Source organism: Microcoleus sp. OTE_8_concoct_300 (assembly GCF_031383065.1).
In the GTDB taxonomy this organism is placed as follows: Bacteria; Cyanobacteriota; Cyanobacteriia; order Cyanobacteriales; family Microcoleaceae; genus Microcoleus.
Map to the genome: position 1 here is coordinate 1 of NZ_JANMZH010000891.1, position 2,165 is coordinate 2,165.

Here is a 2,165-nt window from a genome sequence, read left to right on the forward strand (position 1 = left end):
CCGCCCGTCCAAAAAGGACGGGCGGGACGCCCATCCCACAATAACAATTAAAATTGTAAGTTATTTAATTCGCGATCCTTAGCCTCAAAAACCGGGTTGTTTAAGCCCTACCAAAAGCGCTGCACGAGGTATGTTCGTAAAAAACCAGGTTTGTGCCTAAGTCCCGCTTTATTTTTTTTTGCAAGAGTCGATCGAACCTTGTCTCTCAATCAACCGAATCCATGTGAACTACCCCACATCAACTGCTACGCAGAATGATGTGGGCTTCCCAATTCAAGGGCAACAGCCTCGGCAGCAGTGGACTTGCGCCCATAGTGTTTTGGTCTGACATTGCCTCGAAGGGCAATAACGCTGGTTCCCAACGCCAATATCCGTAAGCCTTCGTTTCTGAGCTCTGTTTGGGCTTGAAATTTGTTTAAGTCCCGCTAATTGAATGGAAACCAAGCTTGAGGTAGTGAGCCATTCCCGGAAAAGGAGTCGTCATGAATACGGACGACAGGTTATGAAATGGCCCAAGCACCCGTGGTGTTGCCACGGGCGCCCAAGTACCTCTACCAAGTTGTCAACGCGCTTGTAGCACAGCTCTTTTATGGGTTTGCCGATACCTCGAACACGAAGATCCGCAGGGGATCAGGTCCCAAGTTGTACAGGCTGTGTTCGCCCGAGGGCGGGTTACGGATCAGGTCTCCTGCCCGAACAGGGAACTCCTCGCCGTTGCGCCACATCACGCCCTGACCCTTGAGGACTAGGTAGAACTCCTCTTCGTCGGGCCCGTGGCGGTGGCGACCGATAGATGACCCCGGAGGAATCTCTGCCAGGTCAATGAAATGGCATAAGCCACTGGACTGCCCCTCCTGGCACAGACGGGCGAAGCGGATCAGACCCTCGCCTCCATGTGCCTGCGTGTCGGAAAGTGGCACCTCGTCGAGGTTGAGCCGATCGAAAAATTGGTCATTTCTGCCTGCAGTGAGGGGAGTGTCGGTCATATCCGTCTTTGCCTCTGGATGTGGACTTGCGCCCATACTGTTTTGGTCTGACATTGCCTCAAAGGGCAGTAACGCTGGTTCCCAACGCCAATATCCGTAAGCCTTCGTTTCTGAGCTCTGTTTGGGCTTGAAAGTTGTTTAAGTCCCGCTAATTGAATGGAAACCAAGCTTGAGGTAGTGAGGCATTCCCAGAAAAGGAGTCCTCATGAATACTGTAGCGTCGGTACCGATCGATAGCAGCCAGATCTTCAGACAGCGGGGCGCGAACCTGGGTTCCGACCCCGGTTATGACAGGGCCCAAGCACCCGTGGTGTTGCCACGGGCGCCTAACTACCTCTGCCAAGTTGTCAACGCGCTTGTAGCCCAGCTCTTTTATGGGTTTACCGATACCTGGAAGACGAAGATCCGCAGGGTATCTGGTCCCAAGCTGTGGAAGCCGTGTTCGCCCGAGGGCGGGTTACGGATCAGGTCTCCTGTCCGAACAGGGAACTCCTCGCCGTTGCGCCACATCACGCCCTGACCGTTGAGGACTAGGCAGAACTCCTCTTCGTCGGGCCCGTGGAGGTGGCGACCGAGCGATGACCCCGGGGGAATCTCTACCAGGGCAGTTAAGCGGCATGAGCCACTGGACTGCCCCTCCTGGCACAAAAAGCCGAAGCGGATCAGACCCTCGCCTCCACATACCTGCGCCTCGGAGAGCTGCACCTCGTCCAGGTTGAGGCGATCGAAAAATTGGTCATTTCTGCGGTCAGTGGGGGGAGCGTCGGTCATATCTGTCTTTGCCTCTGGATGATGGTACTTCCGTTTTTTTAGGGTAGGGAGAATAAGATGATTAAACAAACTCCAGTTTCTCAAGTTCGATAAACACATTTATGAACCGTCCTGTAAGCTTATATATTCTCCTAGGCAAAGTATCTCACGTTGATGATGGAGAAATCAAAGAAACAACTCCCGCCACTATGCCTCCTTGCTGGAAAATTGTTTGCGAACCACTCTCAAAACAGGACAATTTTTAGCTAAAGTGCCGAAATCCCCACACTATAGAACCCATTTGACATCTAAGAAGAGGGTGCAAGCCTTCTAATCATCAGCCTAATAAAACAAAGGTTGAGCTTGGCAGTCGCCGCTGTCAAACTTCTCTCAAAGTTCTTCACCAAAATTTTACATCTTTCCATCCAA

The 2,165-nt window shown here is 52.2% G+C and carries 2 protein-coding genes; both read right to left on the minus strand.

The features are described from left to right. Positions 1-587: 587 nt before the first annotated feature. Positions 588-986 (minus strand): cupin domain-containing protein, encoded by a 399-nt coding sequence (locus tag ACUVJL_RS38725; protein ID WP_445250662.1) that lies wholly within the window; start codon positions 984-986, stop codon positions 588-590. A gap of 372 nt (positions 987-1,358) precedes the next feature. Further along, complete coding sequence (locus ACUVJL_RS38730; RefSeq protein WP_445250663.1) at positions 1,359-1,757, minus strand: cupin domain-containing protein; 399 nt, start codon at positions 1,755-1,757, stop codon at positions 1,359-1,361. Positions 1,758-2,165: the final 408 nt, after the last annotated feature.